The sequence below is a fragment of the Streptomyces sp. NPDC093600 genome (assembly GCF_044764755.1).
In the GTDB taxonomy this organism is placed as follows: domain Bacteria; phylum Actinomycetota; class Actinomycetes; order Streptomycetales; family Streptomycetaceae; genus Streptomyces.
The window spans coordinates 60,579-77,002 of record NZ_JBIWIU010000017.1 but is presented as its reverse complement, the minus strand read 5'-3'; the positions used below and the strand labels follow the sequence as shown (position 1 = coordinate 77,002).

The following is a 16,424-nucleotide window of genomic DNA, read 5'->3' as shown; positions in this document are numbered from 1 at the left end:
GAGGTGGTGTGCTCCGGCCGTGGTGGCTGTCAGCGGCTGTCGGGGCCGTGCGGGCCGTGGGGGTGGGCCGGGCCGGCGATCAGCGGATTGCGGAGTTCCCCGACACCTTCGACCCAGCTGCGCAGTTCCTCGCCGGGCGCGAGGAAGCGGCGCGGGTCCCGGGCGCCACCCACGCCGGCAGGGGTACCGGTGAAGACCAGATCACCGGGCAGCAGCGGGCAGATCCTTGAGATCCAGGCGATCTGCTCGGACACCGGGAAGATCATCCGGCTGGTGCGCGACTCCTGCATCGTCTCCCCGCCCAGCGCGCAGCCGAGCGCCAGGTCGTCGGGGTCCGCGAACTCGTCGGGGGTGACCATGACCGGTCCGGTCGGGCTGAACCCGGGGAACGACTTGCCGAGGGAGAACTGCGGTGCGGGTCCCTCCAGTTGGATGCGCCGCTCGGACAGGTCCTGGCCGGCGGTGAGCCCCGCGACGTACCGCCACGCGTCCTCGGCCGCCACCTGGTGGGCCTTGGCCCCGATCACCGCCACCAGCTCCACCTCCCAGTCCACGAGGGTGCTGGGCAGCTCGATCGTGTCGTGGGGGCCGGCCAGCGAGGTGGGGTACTTGGTGAAGACGGCCGGCTGGGCGGGCGCCGTGGCCGCCGACTCCTCCACATGGTCCGAGTAGTTCAGGGCGACGGCGAACACCTGCCGCGGTCGCGGTACGGGCGCGCCCAGGTCCCGAGGGTCGAACGGGGCGCGCTCGTGACCGGCCGCCGCCGCGGAGTCCGCCCAGGCGCGGAACTCCGGCCACCGGTCGAAGACAACCTGCGGGTCGGCCGGGAAGAGGCCGCCGCTGGCCGTCTCCACGTCCACCACGCCGTCGTCGAACACGAGCGTCAGACGGTCATTGAGATTGGCTGTGCGCATGGCGCACACCTCCGCATCGAGGAGAGATCAGGGGATCCGGTGATCCGCCCGGCGGCACTTCGCCGTCCGGAGCCGGTGGTTCGGCCGGCCACGCACCCCAGCCAACCCGCACACCCGCACGCGGCTCTCGGTCCCGTGGCCCAAAGACCGGGCCGCGCTTTGGGATGACGGCGCAGCCCCACCGCGCCGCCCCGCCCTCCGTCCCACCCCACCCCGTCCCACCCTCCGTCTCGAAAAAATCTTCGCCGGAGGCGGCAACCTCCCGGCCACTCGCACGTCGTGCGGGATGAAGGGGCGTGATCCCGCGCCCTCGTACCCGAGTCGGGAGAACCACCGTGTCCCATCTGAAGCGCGCAGTCGTCATCGCCGCCGCCACCGGTGCGATCGTCACCGCCGCCGTCCCCGCGTGGGCGGCGGCCGGGCCGAGCGCCGCGCCGTCCGCCGCGCCGACCTCCGTCACCGGCAGTGCGCCGCGCGCCACACCGGTGCCTTCCGCACCGGCCACCCGTGGTCCGGCGAACACCGGACCGTCCGCCGTACCGGCACCGGCGACCAGCGGCGCGCCGACCGCCGCGCCGGAGCCTGCCGCCCCCGGTGACCCGTCCGCCACGCCGGCACCTGCCGCCCCCGGGGCCCCGCAGCCCTCCGCCGCCCCCGAGCTCGCGCATACTGGTGGCTCCGATTCCACCAACGCCGCCCTGGGCGCCGTCGCCGTCGGGCTTGTCGGGCTCGGAGCCGGCACCCTGTTCGTCGTACGGCGGCGTGCTCTTCGCTGACGTGCTCGACCCGAGAAGCCTTGTGCCGCACCATGCCCTGCCGTTCCGCCCTGCCGCGCCCGGATTCCCCCGGGTGCGGCTCGGCGGTGCGCGGGGCGTGCGTGCGGCGCTGCGCGACCTGCTGCAGCGCCGCGACCGGTCGGCCCCACCCGTCGACCGCCCGCCCGCGAGCCACCGCCCGTCCACGCCCTCGTACGGCACCGCGGCCCACCGTCCGCCCACGCCCTCGTACGACACGTCGGCCCACCGGCCTCCCACCGTCACCGACCTCTACCACGCCCACCGCCTCGGCATGGTCCGCCTCGCGGTGCTCCTCGTCGATGACCTCGCCACCGCCGAGGACGTCGTCCAGGACGCCTTCACCGCCCTCTACCGGCGCCATGGCGAGCACATCACGGAGGTGGACAACGCGCTGGGCTATCTGCGTACGGCGGTCGTGAACACCTCCCGTTCGGTGCTGCGACGCCGCCGGACCGTCCGCGCCTGGACGCCGCCGGCCCCCACCGACATCCCCTCCGCCGAGGAGCACGTCGTGCTGGACGAGGCGCACCGCGAGGTGCTCGCCGCGTTGGGCAGGCTCACCCCGCGCCGCCGCCAGGTCCTGGTCCTGCGGTACTGGGCCGACCTCAGCGAGGCGGAGATCGCCGAGACGCTGGGCATCAGCCGAGGGGCCGTCAAATCGAACGCCAGCCGCGCCCTGGACGCGCTGGAGAAGATCCTGGAGGGACGCGTATGACGGCCGAAGGGCAACGCGAACGTCTCGTGGAACACCGGCTCCGGCAGGCGCTCGAAGCCCGAGCGGAGTCGGTGACCGTACGGGATCTGCGCCCGGCCGCCCCGCCCCGGCCGGCCCGCCCGCGGCCGTGGTGGAGGCGCGCCCCCGTGTCCCGGGCCGGCCGCACCGGTCTGGCCGGCCTCGCGACCGCAGCCGTGGCCGGCCTCGCCTATCTGACGCTGGCCCCGGCCCCTGCCGACCCGCGCCCCGTGCCGCCGGCCGTCCCGCCCGCGATGACGTCCCCGACTCCGGGTACATCCCGGGGCGCGACCCCTACCGGGCCCCCCACCGTGACCCCGAGCCCGGCTCCGAGCACGACGCCGCGGGGGCAGAGCCCGGGAGACCGCCCCTGACCGCCCCGCCGACGGCTCCATGGCGGCGGTGAAGGGCCTCTAGGAGGCGCCGGATTTCGGCTCGTGGAGGGTGATCGCCCCGGAGGGGCAGAGGCCGGCGGCCATCTGTGCGGCCGCGCGATGGACCGTGGGCGGCTCGGCTTGCAGCAGGAGCACGAGGCCGTCGTCGGGGTCCTGGTCGAAGACGTCGGGGGCGGTCATGGCGCACATCCCGGCACCGATGCAGCGCTCGCGGTCGACGCTCAGCCGCGACGTGCTCACTTCTCGTCCCAGGTGACCGGGAGGCTGCGGACGCGACGATCTGCCGGCTCCGCCTGCGCCTCTGAACGCGCGCGGAGAGCGGCCGCTGTCCCAGGGGCCCCGCGCGTGCCCTACGGGACGAGGACCCGCGACGGCCGCCCACCGTAAGGATCGCGTACGAGCGTGGCGGCGGCGGTCCTGGCCGCCCGCGAGGGGATATACGCTGCCCAGTGGCCCCGTGTGTGTTCGCGTCGAAAGGTGGTGGAGTCCGCGATGAGTGGTGAACCTCCCAGTCGCATGCCGCACGGCGCCGCCCGAACCGGGACCTGAGCAGGAGATCCGGCGGTGGCGTCAGCGGCATGCCGCTTCCGTCGCTTCCCGATCTTCCCGCCCCGGAAAGGGTCCCTCGATGTTCGAGCGTCGTCCGCGCCGTCTGCGCGCGTTCACCCCCTCCATGCCGCCCAGGCGCTCCGTCCCCGACCGCGCTGCGGACGAGCACGCCGCGGCCCCGCCGCAGGCCGGGACGCCGGGGCGTGAGGGCAGTGTGATCGCCGCCGCGCTCTACGAGGACGGGCGGCGCGTCAGCACCCCCGACTCGCTGGCGGAGACCTACCGGCAGCTGCGCAAGCGGCCCGGCGGCATGGCGTGGATCGGCCTGTACCGGCCCGACCCGGAGGAACTGCACTCTCTGGCCGCGGAGTTCGATCTCCACCCCCTGGCGATCGAGGACGCGTTGGAGGCGCACCAGCGGCCCAAGCTGGAGCGCTACGGCGACACCCTCTTCGTCGTGCTGCGCGCGGCCCGCTACATGGACGCCGCCGAGGAGGTCGACTTCGGGGAACTGCACATGTTCGTCGGACCGGACTTCGTGATCACCGTCCGCCACGGCGCGGCCCCCGACCTGGCAGCGGTCCGCCGCCGGATGGAGGACAGCCCCGACCTCCTGGGCCGCGGCCCGGAGGCCGTCCTCTACGCCATCCTGGACGCGGTCGTCGACGGCTACGCCCCCGTCGTCGCCGGTCTGGAGAACGACATCGACGAGATCGAGACCGAGGTCTTCGGCAACGCCCCGGGCGTCTCACGCCGCATCTACGAACTCTCCCGCGAGGTGGTCGAGTTCCAGCGTGCCACCCGCCCCCTGGCCGGGATCGTCGGCGGCCTTTCGGCCGGGTTCGAGAAGTACAACATCGACGAGGAGCTGCGGCGCTATCTGCGGGACGTGGCCGACCACGCCACGCATGTCACCGAACGCGTCGAAGGGTTCAAGCAGGCCCTTCAGGACATCCTCACCGTCAACACCACCCTCGTGACCCAGCAGCAGAACGAGGAGATGAAGGCGCTGGCACAGGCCGGCCACGCGCAGAACGAGGAGATCAAGAAGATCTCCTCGTGGGCGGCGATCCTGTTCGCCCCGACCCTGGTCGGCACGATCTACGGCATGAACTTCGACCACATGCCCGAATTGGGCTGGGTGTTCGGCTACCCCTTCGCTCTGCTGCTGATGGGCGTGGTGTGCGCGAGCCTGTACGTGGTCTTCAAGCGCCGCGACTGGCTCTGACCCGCCCTTGTCGCGGTAGGGAAGCAGCCGACCCCGGTCAGGCACACGCCCCCACCCACGCCGACCCCACGCCTTCGCGCGCGGCACGCGCCCGACCGTGTGAACCGCCCGTCGTCACGCTGGGCACCGGCCGCCGGTGTGTCGCGTAGGGGATGCGTCAAGAGGGGTGTCAAGGGCGTCAGAGAGGCGTCAACGACGACGAAGTGTGGCTGAAAAGGCTATTTCCTCATTTCGTCAGAGAATCCGCTCTTCCTTTCTTCCGGGAGTTCACGATGGCCGACGTGGCCTTCGTCGTCACCACGATCGCGGTCTTCGCGCTGGTGGCGTTCATCGCCAAGGGGGTGGCGAAGCTGTGAGTGCCGAGAACGTGGTCGGTCTGCTCGTCGCCGCCGCCCTGCTGGGATACCTCGTCCTCGCGCTGGTCAAGCCGGAGAGGTTCTGAGCCCGGATATGAGTCCTGTTCTGGCTGGGATTCTCCAGCTTCTGGCGCTCGTCGTCGCGCTCGGTCTCTCGTACCGGCCGCTGGGCGACCACATGGCGCGCGTCTACTCCTCGGAGCGGCACTACAGGCCCGAGAAGTGGATCTACAAGGCGATCGGCGCGAATCCGTCGGTGGAGATGCGATGGCCCGCCTACCTGCGCGGAGTCCTCGCCTTCTCCGCGGTGAGCGTGCTGTTCCTGTACGTGCTGCAGCGGGCGCAGGGCTCCCTGCCCGGCTCGCTCGGCTTCGTGTCGATCGACCCCGACCAGGCGTTCAACACCGCCGCCTCGTTCGTCGCCAACACCAACTGGCAGTCGTACTACGGCGAGCAGGCCATGGGCCACGTCGTGCAGACCGGCGGCCTGGCGGTGCAGAACTTCGTCTCGGCGGCGGTGGGCATCGCGGTGGCGGTGGCACTGGTGCGCGGCTTCGCCCGCTCCCGTACCGGTGAGCTGGGCAACTTCTGGGCCGACCTGGTCCGCGGCGTCGTACGGATCCTGCTGCCGATCTCCGTGGTCGGCGCGCTCGTCCTCGTCGCGTGTGGTGCGATCCAGAACTTCTCCGGCATCCACGGGGTCGGGCAGTTCATGGGCGGGACGCGGCAGTGGAACGGCGGGGCGGTGGCCTCGCAGGAGGTCATCAAGGAGCTGGGCACGAACGGCGGTGGTTACTTCAACGCCAACTCCGCCCACCCCTTCGAGAACCCCGACGCGCTGTCGAACCTCTTCGAGATCTTCCTCATCCTGGTGATTCCGTTCGCCCTCACACGCACCTTCGGGCGGATGGTCGGCAGCCTCAGGCAGGGGTACGCGATCCTCGGCACGATGGCCACGATCTGGCTCGGCTTCACCGCGCTGATGATGTGGACCGAGTCCGCCCACCACGGTCCCGCGTTCGAGCTCGCCGGCGGTGCGATGGAGGGCAAGGAGACCCGGTTCGGGATCGGCGGCTCGTCGATCTTCGCGGTGGCCACCACGCTGACGTCGACGGGTGCGGTCAACTCCTTCCACTCCTCGTACACCGGTTTCGGCGGCGGCATCACCATGCTGGGCATGCAGCTCGGCGAGATCGCGCCCGGCGGTGTGGGCTCCGGCCTCTACGGCATGCTGATCATGGCGGTCATCGCCGTCTTCATCGCCGGTCTGATGGTCGGCCGCACCCCCGAGTACCTGGGCAAGAAGATCGGCACCCGCGAGATCGGGTTCGCCGCCTGCTACATCCTGATCACCCCGGCCCTGGTGCTGTGCTTCACCGCCGCCTCGTTCGTCCTCGACACCCCGGTGAACTCGATGACCAACTCCGGCGCGCACGGCTTCTCCGAGATCCTGTACGCCTTCACCTCGGGCGCCAACAACAACGGCTCGGCCTTCGCCGGCCTGAACGCCGACACCCAGTGGTTCAACTCGGCCATCGGCATCGCGATGCTGCTGGGCCGCTTCCTGCCGATGGTGTTCGTCCTCGCCCTGGCCGGCTCGCTCGCCGAGCAGACGCCGGTACCCGAGACGGCGGGCACGCTGCGGACGGAGAAGCCGCTGTTCACGGGCCTTCTGGTCGGCACAATCATGATCATCACCGGTCTCACCTACTTCCCGGCCCTCGCGCTTGGCCCGCTCGCCGAAGGGCTCGCGGCATGACCATCGACGTAGAGAAGCAGCAGGACACCATGCCCCCCACGGCCTCACCCTCAGTGGCTCCGCACAGTGACGTCCCCACCGGCCACAAGCCGACGCCGGGCCGGGTCGGCGGCGGGTTCTTCGACCCCAGGCAGCTGCTGGCCTCCTTCCCGGACGCGATCAAGAAGCTCGACCCGCGCGTGATGGTCACGTCGCCCGTGATGTTCGTGGTCCTCGTCGGCTCGGTGGTCACCACCGTGCTGGCGGTCAAGAACCCGGGGGACTGGTTCGGCTGGGCGATCACCGCCTGGCTGTGGCTGACGACCATCTTCGCGAACCTGGCGGAGGCGGTCGCCGAGGGCCGCGGCAAGGCCCAGGCGGACACCCTGCGCAAGGCCAAGACCGACACCGTCGCCCGCCGTCTCGTCGGCACGGACGAGGAGCGGGTCCCGGGCACCGGGCTGCGCATCGGTGACCTCGTGGTCTGCGAGGCCGGCGACGTCATCCCCGGCGACGGTGATGTCGTCGAGGGCGTCGCCTCGGTCGACGAGTCCGCCATCACCGGCGAGTCCGCCCCGGTCATCCGCGAGTCCGGCGGCGACCGGTCCGCGGTCACCGGCGGCACGAAGGTCCTGTCCGACCGCATCGTCATCAAGATCACGACGAAGCCCGGCGAGACGTTCATCGACCGGATGATCAACCTGGTCGAGGGCGCGGCCCGGCAGAAGACGCCGAACGAGATCGCCCTCAACATCCTCCTCGCGTCGCTGACGATCGTCTTCCTGCTCGCCGTCGTCACGCTGAAGCCGTTCGCGATCTACGCCGGTGCCGACGAGCAGACCTCCCTGATCGTCCTGACGGCGCTCCTCGTCTGCCTCATCCCGACGACGATCGGGGCCCTGCTCTCGGCCATCGGCATCGCGGGCATGGACCGGCTCGTCCAGCGCAACGTCCTCGCCATGTCCGGCCGGGCTGTCGAGGCGGCCGGCGATGTGTCCACGCTGCTGCTGGACAAGACCGGCACCATCACCCTGGGCAACCGGCAGGCGGCGGAGTTCGTCCCGGTCAGGGGGACCACGGAGGCCGAGCTCGCCGACGCCGCTCAGCTCTCCTCCCTCGCCGACGAGACGCCCGAGGGCCGCTCGATCGTCGTCCTCGCCAAGGAGACGTACGGCCTGCGCGAACGTCACCAGGGCGAGCCGGCGCACGCCACGTGGATCGAGTTCACCGCCCAGACCCGCATGTCGGGCGTGGACGTCGACGGCAGGAAGATCCGCAAGGGCGCGACGGGTTCGGTCGTGGCGTGGGTGGAGGAGCGGGGCGGCACCGTCGCCGAGGACGCCCAGGCGCTCACGGACCGGATTTCCGAGGCTGGTGGCACGCCGCTCCTTGTGGCCGCGGAGGACGGCAAGGGCGCGCGCGTCCTCGGCGTGATCCATCTGAAGGACGTCGTCAAGGAGGGCATGCGGGAGCGGTTCGACGAGCTGCGCCGCATGGGCATCAAGACGGTCATGATCACGGGTGACAACCCGCTGACCGCGAAGGCGATCGCCGAGGAGGCGGGGGTCGACGACTTCCTCGCCGAGGCGACGCCCGAGGACAAGATGGCGCTGATCAAGCGCGAGCAGGCCGGCGGAAAGCTGGTCGCGATGACCGGTGACGGCACGAACGACGCCCCCGCCCTCGCTCAGGCCGATGTCGGCGTGGCGATGAACACGGGCACGTCGGCCGCGAAGGAGGCCGGCAACATGGTCGACCTCGACTCCAACCCGACCAAGCTCATCGAGATCGTCGAGATCGGCAAGCAACTCCTGATCACGCGCGGGGCGTTGACCACCTTCTCCATCGCCAACGACGTCGCCAAGTACTTCGCGATCATCCCCGCCATGTTCGCCGTCGCCTACCCGAGCCTCGACAAGCTCAACATCATGGGCCTGACCTCGCCCGAGTCCGCGATCCTCTCCGCGGTCGTCTTCAACGCGCTGATCATCATCGCGCTGGTGCCGCTCGCGCTGAAGGGCGTGGGCTACCGCCCCTCCAGCGCCGACTCGATGCTCCGCCGCAACCTCGGCCTGTACGGACTCGGCGGCCTGGTCGCCCCGTTCATCGGCATCAAACTCATCGACCTGCTCCTCTCCCTCATCCCCGGAATCGGTTGATCCACGATGAACAACTCCGTAGGAAACACCGGGCGTGTGCTCTGGGCGGGCCTGCGCGCCCTGCTCGTCCTGACCGTGATCACGGGCATCCTCTACCCGCTCGCCGTCACCGGCATCGCCCAGGCGGCCTTCCCCTACCGGGCGAACGGCTCCGAGATCAAGGACGCGAGCGGGAAGGTCGTCGGCTCGGAACTCATCGGCCAGCGCTACGACCTCCCGCTCAAGGACGGCGAGGAGACACCGGCCCCGGACCTCCGCTGGTTCCAGCCACGCCCCTCGAACGGCCTGGGCACCAACTCCGTCAACACCCAGTACTCGATCCTCCTGTCCGGCGCGACCAACCGCTCCGGCGACAACGCCGACCTGATCAAGTGGGTGACGGACGCCAAGGCGGCCGTGGTGAAGGACAACTCCACCGCCGACCACAAGGTGAGGCCGACGGATGTCCCCGCCGACGCCGTCACCTCCTCCGGCTCCGGCCTGGACCCCCACATCTCCCCGGAGTACGCCGAGCTCCAGGTCCACCGGGTCGCCGAACGGAACCGTCTCGACGTCGCCCAGGTGGAGAAGCTGGTCGCCGACCACACCGACGGACGCGTTCTGGGCTTCATGGGCGAGCCCCGGGTCAACGTCCTGAAGCTGAACATCGCCCTGAAGGCACTCAGCCGGAAGTGACCGCACCGTGGGCGGGGGCGGGAGCGGCTTCGCCCACGGCCCCGCGGCCGCCCCCGGTTACTATGCTCACTTCATGCCGGAGGCCGGCAGCAAGGGGCGCGGCACCATCGACGGACTGCTCGGGGAGCGGGGAGACCGGCTTACCGGTCGAGACTCCCCGGATGCCCCCGGCGCCGTCGACCGGAGACTCCCGCCTCTACGCCCCCGAAGAAGCCGTCCGTTGATTGCAAGGCTGAACAGATGGGTGGCCTAGGAGAATGTTGAAAGAGGTCGTAGCGACCCGCTATGTCACGCCCCTGCGTGAGGGCGGCTCGCTCCCCGGGATCGTCGAGGCCGACGATCTCGGCACGTACGTCATGAAGTCCACTACCGAGCCGCTCTGACCTGCAGTGATGGGGTTTGCGCCCTCTCTGACCTGTGTCGATGGCCCTTTCAGCGTCTTTCAGAGTCGTCCCGCGTTGTGTCGTCGATTCTCCCCAGCCGCTCCCCAGGGCCGCTCATACTCCCCAGATTCTCCCCAGCCCAGCCTGTTCGGGACGGCATCTTCCGCTGGTGAGGCAACGTCATCGCGCCGCGAGACGGCTACACACCCCGTCACCGGATTAGCGGCAGGATCCATGGCCCCTAACGAGCTCGTGCACGGTTAGCGGTGAGACGTCGAGGGCTTCGGTAGCGCCGGTGCTCACCGCTGTCGTCGCGGGCCCAGGTCTGCAGTCTGCTGGTGGGAGAGCAGGCCAGCGACGGCCTGGATCATGTCGCTCATGTGCTCGAGGCGGCCGAGGTGGCGGGCCAGGGCCCGCCAGTTCTTCATGTGGGCGATGCCGTGCTCGACGCGGATGCGTCGTGAGGAGTGCGCCTTGCGCTGTCGCTCGTGCATTTCCTCGTACCAGTCCGGGGTGTTCTTCTTGAACTTGCGGTGCGGTGGAGTCACCACGCGTCCACCGGTTTGGGCGCCTCGGATCCGTTCGATGCCCAGAACGCAGCGCGAGCCGTACTAAGCGGGCGGGCCCGCGCCCGGGCAAAATCGGGCGACGGACCGGTACAGATCGCGAGACTGTACAGACTCACGAAGGCGTCGGCGGTCAAGGCCCGCACGCAAGCCGTCAACCAGCTCAAGGCCGTTCTCGTCACTGCTGACCCCGCTCTGCGGGAAGAGCTGGCCGGACTGGGTAATGCCGAGCTCTTCCGTACCTGTGCGCGGTTCGCCGATGTGAGCAGTCATGAAGAGGGCGGTGATGAGTCGGTGGCGCAGGCCACCCGTATCATCCTGCGTCTGCTGGCCGACCGGATCGGCCAGCTCTCCGAGCAGATCCGGGACGTGGACGCGCGCCTGGCCCGGCTCGCGAAACGCCATGCCCCGCAATTCCTCGACGTGGCGGGCATCGGCCCGGATACCGCCGTGACTTTGCTGATCACGATGGGGGACAACCCCGAGCGTCTGGGCAGTGAGGCGTCTTTTGCCGCGTTGTGCGGGGTCAGTCCCGTCGAGCGGTCCTCGGGCGCGAGGCAGTACCGTCGCCTCAACCGCGGAGGCGACCGGCAGGCCAACGCAGCCCTGTACCGGATCGTGCAGACCCGCCTGCGTTTCGACCCGCGCACCCAGGAGTACTACGAGCGCCGTATCCGGCAGGGCAAGACCCGGCGCGAAAAATCGTCCGATGCCTCAAGCGTTACGCTGCCCGTGAGGTGTTCACCTGGTCAGGAGCACCCATTCGGACTCGACGCTATAGGGGCTGTCGCCGGAATCGCACCCCTCGCTCGCGTAGGGACCACGGCGGGGCCAAGCCCGCGTCGCGATCGGGGCCGGAACACCCCCGCTCGCGCGAGGACTCCAGGTTCAGGACGGACGCCACGTAGGTGCGGCGCAGAACGCCCCGCTCGCGCGGGGACCACGTGGTGGCACCGTGTGGGGCGCGCCCGCTGGTCGGAACACCTCCGCTCGCGCGGGGACCACCGAGGCGACGCACGTCGAGCAGGAGCTTGCGGCGGAACACCCCCGCTCGCGCGGGGACCACGGGGTGTCCGTGATGGAGAACCTCGCGGTCCACGGAACACCCCCGCTCGCGCGGGGACCACGAGCCGGGGCGGGTCGCTCCTGCGTAATCGCCCGGAACACCCCCGCTCGCGCGGGGACCACGAAGAGAGCAACACCGGTCCGTCCCGACGGATCGGAACACCCCCGCTCGCGCGGGGACCACTACGTGGCCTGCCGCGTGCGCGGCTGCGGGTGCGGAACACCCCCGCTCGCGCGGGGACCACCCAATCCTCCGGACACCAGGTCACTACTGCTCCGGAACACCCCCGCTCGCGCGGGGACCACGGAGACGGAGCTGAATCGGGTTCCGCAGTTCGCGGAACACCCCCGCTCGCGCGGGGACCACGGTCGTCACCACCGACGTCTACGCCATCCAGATGGAACACCCCCGCTCGCGCGGGGACCACCCGGGCGACGGCGTGCCAGTCCATCGGTCGGCCGGAACACCCCCGCTCGCGCGGGGACTACTGTCACCAGGGCGACATTCCCTGACGAGCACCCGGAACACCCCCGCTCGCGCGGGGACCACGACAGTGTCCTCAAGGAGATGGGCGCGACCACCGGAACACCCCCGCTCGCGCGGGGACCACGGTGTCGATGCCGGCGCCTTCTTCGCGGCGGCCGGAACACCCCCGCTCGCGCGGGGACCACGCGAACCGGCGGTAGAAGACCGTCATGTGGCGCGGAACACCCCCGCTCGCGCGGGGACCACGGGCCCGGGAGTCTGCTCCCGGGCCCTTGCTGTGGAACACCCCCGCTCGCGCGGGGACCACGTTGGAGTCGCCACACGAGCACTTCGGCAACGCGGAACACCCCCGCTCGCGCGGGGACCACCCAGTCGATGCGCGGCATGAGGGCCTGCGCGGCGGAACACCCCCGCTCGCGCGGGGACCACGACCGGAAGGCACACGAGGACCTCGGCAACTACGGAACACCCCCGCTCGCGCGGGGACCACGGGGGCACGATCTCCAGCTCTTTGCCAGCCAGCGGAACACCCCCGCTCGCGCGGGGACCACTCGTTCAGGGCGTCCAGGACGCGGAGGCCGTACGGAACACCCCCGCTCGCGCGGGGACCACCGCTCGAGGGCCTTGCGGAGCAGGACGTAGGGCGGAACACCCCCGCTCGCGCGGGGACCACACCAAGTGGGTCGTCGCCGCCGAGCTCGTCAGCGGAACACCCCCGCTCGCGCGGGGACCACGTCGGTCGGCGTCGTCCACGACCGGGCGACCGGGGAACACCCCCGCTCGCGCGGGGACCACTGCCGCAGCAACCGCTGGAACGCCGTCCTGGCCGGAACACCCCCGCTCGCGCGGGGACCACGTCGGCCCAGTCCTGGAGGGCTTCGACGGCGTCGGAACACCCCCGCTCGCGCGGGGACCACTCGGGTGCATGTGGTGCACGTGACCCTCTTGCCGGAACACCCCCGCTCGCGCGGGGACCACTGCCGCAGCAACCGCTGGAACGCCGTCCTGGCCGGAACACCCCCGCTCGCGCGGGGACCACCCAGACGGAGCGCACGTGGTTCCACTCGTCGCCGGAACACCCCCGCTCGCGCGGGGACCACTGGCCCTTGAGCGCGTCCAGTTCCTCAGCCGTCGGAACACCCCCGCTCGCGCGGGGACCACGCGCCCAAGGCCGGCGCCGAGCCGACCACGACCGGAACACCCCCGCTCGCGCGGGGACCACTTACCGAGGATGTCCACGGCGGGCTTGGCGTTCGGAACACCCCCGCTCGCGCGGGGACCACCACAGCCGGGCCGTCCAGTCGTCCACCCATAGCGGAACACCCCCGCTCGCGCGGGGACCACGGGAGCGGGAAGTCGTCACGGGGCAACTGCACCGGAACACCCCCGCTCGCGCGGGGACCACCGGTACGGGCGGGTGTCGGCGGGCGCGGGCTTCGGAACACCCCCGCTCGCGCGGGGACCACGAAGGAGTGGCTCACGAGGGCGTTCCGCTGCTCGGAACACCCCCGCTCGCGCGGGGACCACTACCTGAGGGCGTCCGCCGAGTGGTCGTCGATCGGAACACCCCCGCTCGCGCGGGGACCACGTGCACTCCGCATTTATGAGCACCCGACAACACGGAACACCCCCGCTCGCGCGGGGACCACGCACCTCTACGGTCCAACGGGTCACCGGTCGGCGGAACACCCCCGCTCGCGCGGGGACCACGACGGCTCGCCTGTCGGTATCCGCTGATGTCGCGGAACACCCCCGCTCGCGCGGGGACCACGGTCGGTGGCGGCTGACTACGGGCTCGAAGTGCGGAACACCCCCGCTCGCGCGGGGACCACTTCAGCAGGGAGACGAGGATCGGACCCACGCTCGGAACACCCCCGCTCGCGCGGGGACCACTGCCGACCGACACGGGCGTACGTCACGCGGTACGGAACACCCCCGCTCGCGCGGGGACCACCCCTAGCCTCACCAAGCGGCACCTGAAAGGTGCGGAACACCCCCGCTCGCGCGGGGACCACAGCACATGGCTGCCCCTCGGTCTGTATGACGACGGAACACCCCCGCTCGCGCGGGGACCACCCAGCCCCCTGTAGGAGCTGGCGGGCCACCACCGGAACACCCCCGCTCGCGCGGGGACCACCCCCGCCTCGGCGCCCGCCGCACCGACATCTCCGGAACACCCCCGCTCGCGCGGGGACCACGCCAGGCTCTTACCGTCGTACCGACTCCGCGGCGGAACACCCCCGCTCGCGCGGGGACCACAGGGTGAGCCGGGTGCGGGCGTGGTGGCCGACGGAACACCCCCGCTCGCGCGGGGACCACCACGAGCGGATGACCGGAACGATTGATTACGTCGGAACACCCCCGCTCGCGCGGGGACCACACCGAGGAGCGGGGCCGGACCACACACACCAGCGGAACACCCCCGCTCGCGCGGGGACCACTGACCTGCCGGAACCCGAAGTCCCTCTGGTTCCGGAACACCCCCGCTCGCGCGGGGACCACCGGTCACGAGCTGCTCGTATGCGGCGGCCGCGCGGAACACCCCCGCTCGCGCGGGGACCACGTCGTTTGTGTGGGGGACGCGCCCGCAGGTGTCGGAACACCCCCGCTCGCACGGGTCCGCTTCGCGCCCACCGTCTCGCCGTCCACGAAGTACCGGGCCCGGTTCGACCCCGGGATGGACGCCTTGGTCGCCCTGTTCCGTGAGCGGCGGCCCGAGGTGGTGGTGGCCAACCAGGTCGAGGCCGCTCCCGCGATCCGGGCCGCGCTCCTGGAGGCCGGGGTGGACGCACTGGTCGTCGGCTACTGCCACTACCTGCCGTTCTCCTTCAGCGACGGCGGCGGCCTGGAGCTGGACCCGGCGATGGACGACCGGGGTCTGGGCCGGAGCGTGCTGTTGGCCTTCGCCGCCGGCCTCGCGGCCTGCGACCGCGTCCTGGTCCACTCCTCCACCGCCGCCTCCTGGACCACCGCTGCCGCCGCCCGTACCGGCGTTGACCTCGGCGACAAGCTGCACATCCTCCCCGCCCCCAGGGACGTACGGCTGGTACGCGACCCGGCCGGCATCACCGCGCCCGACGGTCGGGCCACCGGCCTCTACAACCACCGCCTCTACCGGCACTACGGCACCGCCCGCTTCACCGAGCTGGCCCGCCGCCTCGTCGCCGGCGGCACGGTGCGGCTGACGGTGATGGACCTGTTCGGCACCCGCAGCCCCGAGCGGATCCGCCTCGATCCCAGCCCCGAGCGGCACCTGGAGGAGCTGGCGATCACGGACGGCGTCACGATCGCCTCCGACCGCGGCGACCGCGTCCGCTACCACAACATCCTGGCCAGCGCCCACTTCGGCATCGCCCCCTTCCGGCCCGGCTGTCCTGGTCCATGTCGGTCATCGACTGCCAGGCCATGGGCCTGCCCGTGATCGCCCCGCGCACCGGCTGGCTGGCCGAGCACATCGATGACGAGCTGCTGTTCGACACCGACGAGCAGGCCGTCCAGATCGCCGCACGCCTCGCCACGGACCCGGAGTTCTACCTGCTGCACGCCAAGCGCGCGTACGCCTCCACCGCCGACCTCACCCCGGCCGCGGTGGCCGCCCGCTACCTGGAGGCGATCCGATAACCGGCTTCGATGCCGTCCTGCTCTCCTATGACGAGCCGCAGGCCGACTCCTTGCACACCCGGCTCGTCCATGTGCTGGGCCGTCCGGTCAAGCGCCTGCACGGCGTGCGCGGGATGCGGCGGGCCTACCGGCTCACCGCCGAGCTGGTCGACACCGAGCAGTTCTTCCTCGCCGACGGCGACTTCGCCATCGACGAGGACTTCTGCGCCGGCGAGGTGGAGCCGCTGGCCGACGGGGTGGCGATGAGGGTCTGGCAGGCCGCCAACCCGGTCAACGGCCTGGTCTACGGCTACGGCGGGCTCAAGTTGGTCCGCCGGTCGGTGCTGCGGGAGATGGGCCAGGCCGTCGACGTGCTGGCCGCGCTGCCCGGACGGGTGGAGTTCTGCCGCCAGACCGCCGGGGTCACGCGGTTCAACCAGTCGCCGTTCCACGCGTGGAAGGCGGGCTTCCGGGAGTGCGCGATGCTCGCCCGCGGCAGCGAGTACGGCATGACCGACGCCTCCGCCCAGGAACGGATCGACGCCTGGAAGGCCAGCAGCACCGGCGACTTCGCTGCCTACGCGGCGGCTGGCGCCCTCGACGGGATCGACTTCGCCCAGGCCGTCGGCCGCGACCCCGAGCGCTTCGAGGCGATCAACGACCCGGCCTGGCTGCTGCAGCACTTCACCGTGCTGCGCGACGAGCAGGCGGTCGCCGGATGAGCACCGCGCCGGGGGCGCTGGTGCTGATCGAGCCGTACGCGCACCGGGGCGGCGGGC

The 16,424-nt window shown here is 71.2% G+C and carries 16 protein-coding genes, 1 pseudogene and 1 CRISPR repeat array; of the genes and pseudogenes, 13 read left to right on the top strand and 4 right to left on the bottom strand.

Going from position 1 to position 16,424, the window contains the following annotated elements; genetic code table 11:
• Positions 1-29: 29 nt before the first annotated feature.
• Positions 30-914 (bottom strand): fumarylacetoacetate hydrolase family protein, encoded by an 885-nt coding sequence (locus ACIRB4_RS29720; RefSeq protein ID WP_403295486.1) that lies wholly within the window; start codon positions 912-914, stop codon positions 30-32.
• 335 nt (positions 915-1,249) lie between these two features.
• On the opposite strand from ACIRB4_RS29720, the gene ACIRB4_RS29715 reads away from it, so the two are divergent.
• The gene (locus ACIRB4_RS29715) at positions 1,250-1,690 is read left to right on the top strand and encodes a hypothetical protein (protein ID WP_403295484.1); all 441 of its coding nucleotides are present in this window, start codon (positions 1,250-1,252) and stop codon (positions 1,688-1,690) included.
• Between the two features lie 22 nt (positions 1,691-1,712).
• The gene (locus ACIRB4_RS29710; RefSeq protein ID WP_403295483.1) at positions 1,713-2,426 is read left to right on the top strand and encodes an RNA polymerase sigma factor; all 714 of its coding nucleotides are present in this window, start codon (positions 1,713-1,715) and stop codon (positions 2,424-2,426) included.
• Positions 2,427-2,857: 431 nt separating this feature from the next.
• Here the strand turns inward: ACIRB4_RS29710 and ACIRB4_RS29705 are convergent, their stop codons facing one another.
• Positions 2,858-3,079: a ferredoxin gene (locus ACIRB4_RS29705; protein WP_403295482.1), complete on the bottom strand. Its 222-nt coding sequence runs from the start codon at positions 3,077-3,079 to the stop codon at positions 2,858-2,860.
• A 388-nt stretch (positions 3,080-3,467) separates the two neighbouring features.
• On the opposite strand from ACIRB4_RS29705, the gene ACIRB4_RS29700 reads away from it, so the two are divergent.
• From ACIRB4_RS29700 to ACIRB4_RS29670, 7 genes are all read left to right on the top strand, one after another.
• Positions 3,468-4,616 carry a magnesium and cobalt transport protein CorA gene (locus ACIRB4_RS29700; protein ID WP_403295481.1) on the top strand — a complete coding sequence of 383 codons (1,149 nt, stop codon included), beginning with the start codon at positions 3,468-3,470 and terminating at the stop codon, positions 4,614-4,616.
• Positions 4,617-4,819: 203 nt separating this feature from the next.
• Complete coding sequence (locus ACIRB4_RS29695) at positions 4,820-4,972, top strand: hypothetical protein (protein ID WP_403295479.1); 153 nt, start codon at positions 4,820-4,822, stop codon at positions 4,970-4,972.
• Positions 4,969-5,058, top strand: coding sequence for a K(+)-transporting ATPase subunit F (kdpF, locus tag ACIRB4_RS29690; protein ID WP_123452475.1), 90 nt, complete (start codon positions 4,969-4,971; stop codon positions 5,056-5,058). The genes ACIRB4_RS29695 and kdpF overlap by 4 nt, the downstream gene beginning before the upstream one ends.
• 8 nt (positions 5,059-5,066) lie before the next feature.
• Positions 5,067-6,731, top strand: a complete 1,665-nt coding sequence (gene kdpA, locus ACIRB4_RS29685) for a potassium-transporting ATPase subunit KdpA (RefSeq protein ID WP_403295477.1) — start codon at positions 5,067-5,069, stop codon at positions 6,729-6,731.
• A complete protein-coding gene (gene kdpB / locus ACIRB4_RS29680; RefSeq protein WP_403295476.1) occupies positions 6,728-8,869 on the top strand; it encodes a potassium-transporting ATPase subunit KdpB in 2,142 nt (713 codons plus the stop codon). Before kdpA ends, kdpB begins: the two co-directional genes overlap by 4 nt.
• A 6-nt stretch (positions 8,870-8,875) precedes the next feature.
• Entirely contained in the window at positions 8,876-9,544 is a 669-nt protein-coding gene (locus ACIRB4_RS29675) for a potassium-transporting ATPase subunit C (protein ID WP_403295474.1), read from the top strand.
• A 260-nt stretch (positions 9,545-9,804) separates the two neighbouring features.
• On the top strand, positions 9,805-9,927 hold the full coding sequence (locus tag ACIRB4_RS29670) for a hypothetical protein (protein ID WP_403295543.1): 123 nt from the start codon (positions 9,805-9,807) through the stop codon (positions 9,925-9,927).
• Between the two features lie 299 nt (positions 9,928-10,226).
• Here the strand turns inward: ACIRB4_RS29670 and ACIRB4_RS29665 are convergent, their stop codons facing one another.
• Positions 10,227-10,478, bottom strand: coding sequence for a transposase (locus tag ACIRB4_RS29665; RefSeq protein WP_403295472.1), 252 nt, complete (start codon positions 10,476-10,478; stop codon positions 10,227-10,229).
• Positions 10,479-10,538: 60 nt separating this feature from the next.
• Positions 10,539-10,898 carry a hypothetical protein gene (locus tag ACIRB4_RS29660; protein WP_403295470.1) on the bottom strand — a complete coding sequence of 120 codons (360 nt, stop codon included), beginning with the start codon at positions 10,896-10,898 and terminating at the stop codon, positions 10,539-10,541.
• A gap of 63 nt (positions 10,899-10,961) precedes the next feature.
• On the opposite strand from ACIRB4_RS29660, the pseudogene ACIRB4_RS29655 reads away from it, so the two are divergent.
• The 4 genes and pseudogenes from ACIRB4_RS29655 to ACIRB4_RS29640 form a co-directional block, all read left to right on the top strand.
• Positions 10,962-11,099: pseudogene (locus tag ACIRB4_RS29655) on the top strand (transposase); the annotation flags it as partial.
• Between the two features lie 249 nt (positions 11,100-11,348).
• A CRISPR array of direct repeats spans positions 11,349-14,669; the repeat unit is 29 nt; unit sequence CGGAACACCCCCGCTCGCGCGGGGACCAC.
• A 53-nt stretch (positions 14,670-14,722) separates the two neighbouring features.
• Positions 14,723-15,466, top strand: coding sequence for a hypothetical protein (locus ACIRB4_RS29650; protein ID WP_403295469.1), 744 nt, complete (start codon positions 14,723-14,725; stop codon positions 15,464-15,466).
• The gene (locus ACIRB4_RS29645; RefSeq protein WP_403295467.1) at positions 15,451-15,666 is read left to right on the top strand and encodes a hypothetical protein; all 216 of its coding nucleotides are present in this window, start codon (positions 15,451-15,453) and stop codon (positions 15,664-15,666) included. The genes ACIRB4_RS29650 and ACIRB4_RS29645 overlap by 16 nt, the downstream gene beginning before the upstream one ends.
• 50 nt (positions 15,667-15,716) lie before the next feature.
• The gene (locus ACIRB4_RS29640) at positions 15,717-16,367 is read left to right on the top strand and encodes a hypothetical protein (RefSeq protein ID WP_403295466.1); all 651 of its coding nucleotides are present in this window, start codon (positions 15,717-15,719) and stop codon (positions 16,365-16,367) included.
• Positions 16,368-16,424 lie beyond the last annotated feature (57 nt).

Excerpts from the sequence above, each read along its gene's own strand:
- ACIRB4_RS29720 (WP_403295486.1), bottom strand. The coding sequence starts at position 914 with ATGCGCACAGCCAATCTCAATGACCGTCTGACGCTCGTGTTCGACGAC.
- ACIRB4_RS29700 (WP_403295481.1), top strand. The coding sequence starts at position 3,468 with ATGTTCGAGCGTCGTCCGCGCCGTCTGCGCGCGTTCACCCCCTCCATG.
- kdpA (WP_403295477.1), top strand. The coding sequence starts at position 5,067 with ATGAGTCCTGTTCTGGCTGGGATTCTCCAGCTTCTGGCGCTCGTCGTC.
- kdpB (WP_403295476.1), top strand. The coding sequence starts at position 6,728 with ATGACCATCGACGTAGAGAAGCAGCAGGACACCATGCCCCCCACGGCC.
- ACIRB4_RS29675 (WP_403295474.1), top strand. The coding sequence starts at position 8,876 with ATGAACAACTCCGTAGGAAACACCGGGCGTGTGCTCTGGGCGGGCCTG.
- ACIRB4_RS29660 (WP_403295470.1), bottom strand. The coding sequence starts at position 10,898 with ATGGCGTTTCGCGAGCCGGGCCAGGCGCGCGTCCACGTCCCGGATCTG.
- ACIRB4_RS29650 (WP_403295469.1), top strand. The coding sequence starts at position 14,723 with ATGGACGCCTTGGTCGCCCTGTTCCGTGAGCGGCGGCCCGAGGTGGTG.
- ACIRB4_RS29645 (WP_403295467.1), top strand. The coding sequence starts at position 15,451 with ATGGGCCTGCCCGTGATCGCCCCGCGCACCGGCTGGCTGGCCGAGCAC.